General features: G+C 66.9%; 8 protein-coding genes. 4 read left to right on the forward strand and 4 right to left on the reverse strand.

Annotated features, from left to right (window positions below):
• Window positions 1–21: 21 nt before the first annotated feature.
• Both AC5P99_RS18295 and AC5P99_RS18300 read right to left on the reverse strand, forming a co-directional pair.
• The gene (locus tag AC5P99_RS18295) at window positions 22–711 is read right to left on the reverse strand and encodes a glutathione S-transferase family protein (RefSeq protein WP_005409266.1); all 690 of its coding nucleotides are present in this window, start codon (window positions 709–711) and stop codon (window positions 22–24) included.
• 183 nt (window positions 712–894) lie between these two features.
• Window positions 895–1104 (reverse strand): cold-shock protein, encoded by a 210-nt coding sequence (locus tag AC5P99_RS18300; RefSeq protein WP_004153307.1) that lies wholly within the window; start codon window positions 1102–1104, stop codon window positions 895–897.
• 301 nt (window positions 1105–1405) lie between these two features.
• Between AC5P99_RS18300 and AC5P99_RS18305 the strand changes: the two genes are divergently transcribed.
• The gene (locus AC5P99_RS18305; RefSeq protein ID WP_005409265.1) at window positions 1406–1894 is read left to right on the forward strand and encodes a YaiI/YqxD family protein; all 489 of its coding nucleotides are present in this window, start codon (window positions 1406–1408) and stop codon (window positions 1892–1894) included.
• Between the two features lie 6 nt (window positions 1895–1900).
• Here the strand turns inward: AC5P99_RS18305 and AC5P99_RS18310 are convergent, their stop codons facing one another.
• The gene (locus tag AC5P99_RS18310) at window positions 1901–2779 is read right to left on the reverse strand and encodes a pseudouridine synthase (protein ID WP_108270147.1); all 879 of its coding nucleotides are present in this window, start codon (window positions 2777–2779) and stop codon (window positions 1901–1903) included.
• Window positions 2780–2904: 125 nt separating this feature from the next.
• On the opposite strand from AC5P99_RS18310, the gene AC5P99_RS18315 reads away from it, so the two are divergent.
• From AC5P99_RS18315 to AC5P99_RS18325, 3 genes are all read left to right on the forward strand, one after another.
• Window positions 2905–3453, forward strand: coding sequence for a YaeQ family protein (locus AC5P99_RS18315; RefSeq protein ID WP_005409263.1), 549 nt, complete (start codon window positions 2905–2907; stop codon window positions 3451–3453).
• Complete coding sequence (locus tag AC5P99_RS18320) at window positions 3450–4634, forward strand: BaiN/RdsA family NAD(P)/FAD-dependent oxidoreductase (protein WP_049449849.1); 1185 nt, start codon at window positions 3450–3452, stop codon at window positions 4632–4634. Before AC5P99_RS18315 ends, AC5P99_RS18320 begins: the two co-directional genes overlap by 4 nt.
• A gap of 91 nt (window positions 4635–4725) precedes the next feature.
• Window positions 4726–6795: an EAL domain-containing response regulator gene (locus AC5P99_RS18325; protein WP_005413024.1), complete on the forward strand. Its 2070-nt coding sequence runs from the start codon at window positions 4726–4728 to the stop codon at window positions 6793–6795.
• A 106-nt stretch (window positions 6796–6901) separates the two neighbouring features.
• Here AC5P99_RS18325 and fabV read toward each other — a convergent pair whose 3' ends face one another.
• Window positions 6902–8161, reverse strand: coding sequence for an enoyl-ACP reductase FabV (gene fabV, locus AC5P99_RS18330; protein WP_164223292.1), 1260 nt, complete (start codon window positions 8159–8161; stop codon window positions 6902–6904).
• Window positions 8162–8547 lie beyond the last annotated feature (386 nt).

Consider the following 8547-nt stretch of genomic DNA (forward strand, 5'->3'; position numbering starts at 1 on the left):
TGGGGACGACCGCCGCCCGCCTCAATTGCCGCTGAGCGCCTGCAGATGACCGCCGTGGGCCTCTGCACGCTGGTAGGCCGGGCGCTCGCCGATACGCTTGAGGAAGCCACGCAGCGCCGGCTTGTCGTCGAGGCCACCGCCGCGCGCGGCGGCCGCCTGGATCGGGAAGCTCATCTGGATGTCGGCCGCACTGAAGCGTTCGCCGGCGAACCATGGGCTTTCAGACAGGCGGCGCTCCATCCAGTCCAGGTGCAGTCGTCGCTGCGGGCCGATGAAGCCACGCTCGGCCTTGTCGGCGATGCTGCGCGCGATCGGGCGGGCGAAGAACGGCATCGGCGCGTTGCGGATGCGGCCCATCACCAGGGTCAGCAGCAGCGGCGGCATCGCCGAGCCTTCGGCGTAGTGCAGCCAATAGCGGTAGGCAATGCGCTCGGCGCCATCGGCCGGCATCGGTGACGGCGACAGCTGGCGTTGGGTGTCGTAGCGGTCTGCGAGGTAGTCGAGGATCGCGCCGGACTCGGCCAGTACCAGCTCGCCATCCTGCAGCACCGGCGACTTGCCCAGCGGATGCACGTTGCGCAGTTCGGGCGGTGCCAGCAGCGTCTTCGGATCGCGGGGATAACGGCGCAGTTCGTAGTCCAGCCCCAGCTCCTCCAGCATCCACAGCACACGCAGGGAACGGGAGTTTTCCAGGTGGTGGACGATGCGCATGGGGATGATCCTTGGGGAGGCCTGCATCGTACCGCGCCAGCTGCATGCCCTTTGTAGAGTCGAGCGTGCTCGACTGCTTTCCAGAGACAGTCGAGCAATCTCGACTCGACAAAGCAGCAGGCAATAAAAAACGCCGGAAGCTTTCGCTTCCGGCGTTCTGGCTACCAAACGGTAGCAGACGGATTAGACCGCCTGCACCTGGTCAGCCTGCATACCCTTCTGGCCCTGGACGGCGATGAAGGTAACCTTCTGGCCTTCCTGCAGGGTCTTGAAGCCGGTGCCCTGGATGGCACGGAAGTGCACAAACAGGTCCGGGCCGCTTTCCGGGGTGATGAAGCCGAAGCCCTTGGCGTCGTTGAACCACTTGACGGTGCCGGTCTGACGATCAGACATTTGACTAACTCCTGAAACACATGTTGAAAAAATCGCAGCCACCGGGTATCGGGACCGAGACTGAGTTGCAGGCGTTGGTAAAGCGGATCGATGAGCGGATCGTGAGATCAACTGCACCAGGCCACGATTCACGGTGACCCTAGCAAACACAGTGGGACGAACGATACGCGTGTTTTCTGCAAAAAGCGATAGCCCGGACGTTCATCGGCTGGCCCCGCCCGCTAGACGTGACAAGGGCTGGCAGCCGATCGAGGCTAACCCCGAGTCCCCATTCAGGATTTTCCTACCCTACACTGGGTAAATGACTGAAGCTGAAACCCAAGCTGAACCCGCCCTCCCCCGCATCTGGGTGGACGCGGACGCCTGCCCCACCGTCATCCGCGACATCCTGTTCCGTGCCGCTGAACGCGTTGGCATCGAGCTGACTCTGGTCGCCAACCAGTGGATCCGGACCCCGCCCTCACGCTGGCTGCGTTCGATCCAAGTGCCCCAGGGCCTGGACGTGGCCGACAGCGCCATCGTCGAACGGGTCGCTGCCGGAGACCTGGTCGTCACCCAGGACATCCCGCTGGCCGCGCTGGTGCTGGAGAAGAAGGCTGTGGCGCTGAACCCGCGCGGCCAGCTGTACACGCCGAACAACATGGCCGAGCGGCTGTCGATGCGCAATTTCATGGAAGAACTGCGCGGCGCCGGGGTCCAGACCGGCGGCCCGCCGCCACTGGGCCAGCGCGACCGGCAGCTGTTCGCCGCCGAGCTGGACCGCTGGCTGGCGCGGCGCCCGGTTCGCTGAACGGCCCTACCCGCTCTGGCCGGGCAGGCACAGGCGGCGCTGGCTGCTGAACCGCCGTGGCTCCCCGCTCAATGGGTCATCGAAGGCCAGCCCCTGCGCCAGCAGCTGCAGGGGCGACTCGAACGTGTCATCCCGGCGCGGCCTCAGCTGCGGATACAGGTCATCGCCCTCGATGGGGGCGCCCAGCGCGGCCATGTGCACGCGCAGCTGATGCTTGCGACCGGTTTCCGGCTTCAGCCGGTAGCGCCAGACCGGCCCTTCGGCCTCGATCGGCTCGATCAGGCTGCGCGCATTGGGCTCGCCCGGCACTTCGGCCATGCGGAAGAACGGCTCCCCCGGCACCAGACGACTGTCCCGCAGCAACGGAAACGCCAGCCCGGGCAGCGGCGGTGCCAACGCCTCATAGGTCTTCTCGATGCGCCGCTCGCGGAACAGCCGCTGATAGGCATCGCGCGTGGCTGCCTGGGTCGAGAACAGCACCAGGCCGGCGGTCAGCCGGTCCAGGCGGTGCAACGGCGCCAGTTCGGTGTTGCCGGTGCGTGCGACCAAGCGCGACAGCAGGGTTTCGCGCACATACCCACCGGCCGGCGTTACCGGCAGGAAGTGCGGCTTGTCGGCCACCAGCAGGTGCGCATCCAGATGCAGGATGGTCTCGGCGAAGGGAATCACCGGCTCGTCGGCAACCTCGCGGAAGTACTGGATTTCCAGCCCCACCTGCCAGGGCATGTCCGGCGCCAGTGCCCTGCCCTGCGCATCCTGCACACGGCCTCGGGCGAAGCGGTCCTGCCATTGCGCGCGACCGATGCGCGGGAAACGCGCGCACAGGCCATCGAGCAGGCTGGGCCAGTGGCCGGGGGGCAGCTGCAGGTGGCTGGGCAGGGTCATGGCGTCCATTCCGGCCACGGGAAAGAGCGCCAAGAGTGCCACCGTTGACGCTGCGCAGACAGCCCGGCAACGGACACCCTTGGAGCAAACCTCTATCATTGACGTCTTTAGTCCACGGATCCCCCATGGCTCTTACCGCCACCATCCGCAAGGCCGAACTGCAGATCAGCGACATGGATCGCGGCTACTACGCGACCCACAACCTGACCTTGGCCCAGCACCCGTCCGAGACCGACGAACGACTGATGGTGCGCCTGCTCGCCTTCGCGCTGAACGCCGGCGACCGCCTGGAATTCGGCCGCGGCCTGAGTACCGACGATGAGCCGGACCTGTGGGAACACGACTACACCGGCGACATCCTGCAATGGATCGACCTGGGCCATCCCGACGAATCCCGCATCCGCAAGGCCAGCAACCGCAGCCGACAGGTGCAGGTGGTCAATTACGGCGGCAACGCCTCGGAGATCTGGTGGGGCAAGCAGGGCAAGGGCCTGGCGCGCTTCGACAACCTGTCGGTGGTTGACCTCGATGGTGCCTTCGTCGAACTGTGGGGCCAGCAGATCCAGCGCGCGATGCGCTGGAGCGTGCTGATCCAGGACGGTGAAGTGCAGCTGCTCAACGATCAGATGCAGCTCGACGTGGTCCCGAACTGGCGCAAGCGCGCCAAGGCATGAGCACGATCCGTTGCGACGTGGTGGTCATCGGCGCCGGCGCGGCCGGGCTGATGACCGCGATCACGGCTGGCCAGCGCGGCCGCCAGGTGCAGGTGATCGACCATGCCAACAAGGTCGGCAAGAAGATCCTGATGTCCGGCGGTGGCCGCTGCAACTTCACCAACACCGGCACCACCCCGGCCAACTTCCTGTCGGCCAACCCGCACTTCTGCAAATCGGCGCTGGCGCGCTACACGCCCTGGCACTTCATCGAGCTGGTCAGCAAGCACGGCATCGCCTATCACGAAAAGGAGCTGGGCCAGCTGTTCTGCGACATCTCGTCCAAGCAGATCGTGAAGATGCTGGTGGACGAATGCCAGGCGGCCGGCGCGCAGATCCGCACCGGGTGCAGCGTGCAGCGCATCGAGCACGGCAGCGACGGTTTCCGCGTGCACACCACCCATGGCCTGTTCCACAGCGCCTCGCTGGTGGTGGCCACCGGCGGCCTGTCGATTCCGAGCATGGGCGCCACCGGCTTTGGCTACGAGATTGCCCGCCAGTTCGGCCATCAGGTGCTGCCGACCCGCGCCGGGCTGGTGCCGCTGACACTCAGCGGCAAGCACCAGGAACGGCTGGCTGATCTGAGTGGTGTCGCCCTGCCGATCGAGGCGCGCTGCAACGGCAAGAGCTTCCAGAACTTCATGCTGCTGACCCATCGCGGCGTGAGCGGCCCGGCGATCCTGCAGATCTCCTCGTTCTGGCAACCCGGCGATGCGCTGGAGCTGGACCTGCTGCCCGGCCAGGATGCCGGCGAGTGGCTGCGCCAGATGAAGCGCGAGCGCCCGGCCGCCGAGCTGCGCACGGTGCTGGCCGAGGTACTGCCGAAGCGGCTGGCGCAGCGCCTGTGCGAGCACTGGCTGCCCGACCGGCCCGTGCGCCAGCTGGACGAGCCGGTGCTGCGCCAGGCCGCGCAGCTGCTGGGCGCGTTCCCGCTGGTGGCCAGCGGCACCGAGGGCTATCGCACCGCCGAAGTCACCCTGGGCGGCGTGGATACCGCTGAGGTGTCGTCCTCGACGATGGAATCCAAGCGCGTACCCGGCCTGCATTTCGTCGGCGAGGTGCTGGATGTGACCGGCTGGCTGGGCGGCTACAACTTCCAGTGGGCCTGGGCCAGCGGCCACGCGGCCGGTGGCGTGGTGTGAACCAGATCGCCGTTCGATGCGTGCAAGGGGCGCGCGCATGGACGGTTCGCCGCGCATCGTGTATCTAGATTCGCAGATTGGGGAGCAGTGCATGCAGAACGCGAACGACATCACCATCCGCCTGCTGATCGTCGATGACAGCGGCGAGAATGCCGAAGCCATTGTCAGCACGCTGCGCAACAGCGGCATCGCGGTGCGCCCTTGGCGTCCACAGGATGCGGCCGAGCTGTCCCAGGTGCTGTCCAGCCAGGCCATCGACCTGGTGCTGGCGTCCCCCTCGCAGGGCATCCCGCTGCCGCTGGTGGCCCAGCACATCGCCGCCAGCGGCAAGGACATTCCGCTGGTGCTGCTGGCCGATCGCATCGACGAGGACGAGCTGGTGCAGGCCAGCAGCCACGGCATCCGTGCCCTCGCCCTGCGCCAGCGCTCCGAGCATCTGTTGGCCGTGGTCCGCGACCAATGGGTGGACCTGCAGGCCCGTCGCGGCCTGCGCCGCATCGAGGCGCAGATGCGCGAGACCGAGCGCCGCTGCGATGCGCTGATCGCCTCTTCGCGCGATCCCATCGCCTACGTGCACGAAGGCATGCACATCCGTGCCAACGATGCCTACCTGGAAATGTTCGGCTACGAGCAGTTCGACGACATCGAAGGCATCTCGCTGCTGGACATGGTCGCCGCGCAGCATGTGGAAGGCTTCAAGCAGCTGCTGAAGGGCCTGAGCCGTGGCGAGGCGCCGCCGCCGCAGTACCAGCTCGATGCCCGCCACGAGGATGGCAGTACGTTCGCGGCAACCATGGAATTCACCGCTGCCACCTACGAAGGCGAATCCTGCCTGCAGGTGGTGCTTCGCCGCCGCATGGAGTTCGATCCGGAGCTGGCCCGCGAGGTCGAGGACCTGCGCCAGCGCGATCAGGTCACGGGCCTGCTCAACCGCCCGACCTTCATGCTGCAGCTGGAAAGCGCAGTGGCACAGGCCGGGCGCAGCGAAGGCCAGTTCGGCCTGCTGCTGATCGAGCCGGACCACTACGCGCGCCTGCTCCCGGACATCGGCCTGGCCTCGGCCGACGCGCTGATCGGCGCCCTTGCCGGCCTGCTGGCCGAGGTCGTTGGCGAGGACGCGCAGCTGGCCCGCTTCGGCGAACACAATTTCGCCGTGCTGCAGGCCGGGCCCTACGCGCAGACCGTGGCACTGGCCGAGCGCATCCGCGAAGCGTATGCAGCGCATGTGTTCAGCATCGGCGCGCGCTCGGCTACGGTGACGGTCAGCATCGGTGGCGTGCAGGTGGGCGAGAAGATCGCCAGCATCGGCCAGGTGCTCGCACGCGCCAGCGAGTGCACGCATGCCGCCGCCGAACTGGGCAATACCTGCCGCATCTTCGACCCGGCTGCGGCCGACCGCGTCGAGGAAGAACGCGTGCTGCGCTGGGTCACCCGTATCCGTGAAGCACTGGCCGGCGACGGCTTCCAGCTGCACTACCAGCCGGTGCTGAACCTGCAGGGCGAGCCGCTGGAGCTGTACGAGGCCTACCTGCGCCTGGAGCACAACGGCGAACTGCTGAGCCCGACCGCGTTCCTGGGCATCGCCGAGGAGTACGGCCTGCTGGCGGAGATCAACCGCTGGGTGGTTTCGCAGGCCATCGCCGTACTGGGTCAGCGCGCACGCCAGGGCCACGCCACCCAGGTACTGGTGAAGGTGACGCCGGAATCGTTCGACGACCCAGAGATGATCGCCACCCTGCGGCGCGAGCTGCAGGCGCAGGGCGTGCCCGGCGAACGGCTGTGGCTGCATGCGCCGGAAGCGAAGGTGTTCACCCACCTGCGCAGTGCGCAGCAGTTCCTTGCCGAAGTGGCGCCACTGGGCTGCCGCATCGGGCTGGAGCAGTTCGGTTCGGGATTGGACTCGTTCCAGCTGCTCGCCCACTTCCAGCCGCAGTTCCTCAAGCTGGACCGCGGTTTCACCAGCGATCTGGCGGCCACCCGCGAGAACATCGACCGCATCAGCCAGATCACCGCACGCGCGCAGGAGGCCGGCATCCGCACCATCGCCGAGTTCGTCAGCGACGCCAATTCGATGACCCTGCTGTTCAGTGCCGGCGTGGATTACGTGCAGGGCGACTTCGTCGGCCCGGCGCTGCCGGAGATGGGGTTCGAGTTCGGGTGACCGCGGTAGTGCCGGCCGCTGGCCGGCGTCCTTGGTCCCCAGGGTTGCCGGCCAGCGGCCGGCCCCACCAAAAGAGAAGGCCGGCTTTCGCCGGCCTTTTCATTGATCAGGTCATGTCGACCAGATTGTCGATCTTCACGTCCGGATTGACGTCGGCCTCGTAGTCGACACCCTCCACGCCAAAACCGAACAGGCGCAGGAAGTCGGCCTTGTAGCCGGCCAGGTCGCTGATCTCGTACAGGTTCTCATTGGTGACCTGCGGCCACAGCGCGACCACCTTGCCCTGCACGTCTGCCGCCATTTCCTTGTAGTCGGCACGCAGGCGGCCTTCCTCGTCGACCAGCGCGACGGTATGGCCATCGCCATCGACCAGATCGTGGCGCAGGCGATCGATCGCCACGCCGTCGGCCTTGCCGCCGTAGAGGATGTCGTACAGCACGTCCAGCTGCTCGATGCAGCCTTCGTGGGTGCCCTTTTCCTTCATCACCTTGAACAGCAGCGACAGGTAGAGCGGCATGGTCGGAATGGCCGAGCTGGCCTGTGTAACCACGGCCTTCAGCACCGACACGCGCGCGTCGCCGCCGATTTTCGCCAGCTTTTCGCGCAGGCCCAGCACCTTGGTGTCCAGGTCCTTCTTGGCGGCGCCGATCGAGCCGTTCCAGTAGATCGCCTGGGTGATCTCTTCGCCCACGTAGGTGAAGGCCGTGGTGGTGCAGCCGTTGGCCAGCACGCCGGCGTCGGCCAGCGCGTCGATCCACATCTGCCAGTCTTCGCCACCCATCACCGCGACGGTGCCAGCGATCTCTTCCGGGGTAGCCGGCTGCAGGGTGGTTTCCGTGATTACTTCCTTGTCGGTATCCAGGCCGCGCAGGGTGATCGGCTCGCCGATCGGCTTCAGCGTGGAGCTGATGACTTCACCGGTCCTGGGGTGCTTGCGACGCGGCGCCGCCAAGCTGTAGACGACCTGGTCGACCTGGCCGAGATCGGCCTTGATCATTTCGATGGTCTTCGCCTTCACTTCATCGGAGAAGGCATCGCCGTTGATGCTCTTGGCGTACAGGCCGGCTTCGTCGGCGTACTTGTGGAACGCGGCCGAGTTGTACCAGCCCGCGGTGCCCGGCTTGGATTCGGTACCCGGGCGCTCGAAGAAGATGCCCAGGGTCGCGGCGCCGCTGCCGAAGGCAGCGGTGATGCGCGCAGCCAGGCCGTAGCCGGTGGAGGCGCCGATCACCAGCACGCGCTTGGGGCCGTTCTGGATCGGCGGACGCGCGCGGATGTAGTCGATCTGCTGCTTGACCGCGGCCTCGCAGCCGGTCGGGTGGGTGGTGACGCAGATGAAGCCGCGGACGCGCGGTTTGATGACCATGGATACCTCGGGTTGGCAGATGCGGCGCACGGGGCGCTCAGCAGGAATACGGGCGCGCGCCTGCGCGCGCGAACCGCAGGATCGTAGTGCGCGGGGGCCGAATGCACAACCGACGCTGGCGTAGGGTTGTGTTTGTTTTGCAGGGTTGCACCCTGCACCTGCGGTAGTGCCGGCCGCTGGCCGGCAACCTCAACAGCAACGTCATAAGCTGGGTTCCTGTGGGTTGGCGGGGTGGGTCCGGTTGCGGGGGACGCTGCAAGTCCCCCTCCGGGGCCCGGCCCAGCCGCTGGCGGCTGTGCGTTCGGGCGCTTGCGAAGCAGTGCTTCGCAAGCAAAGCGCCCTCACCCATGTAAGCTCGGTCGCCGCATCCATGCGGCTCACGCCCC

The organism is Stenotrophomonas sp. YJH_SMC_80 (assembly GCF_059372495.1).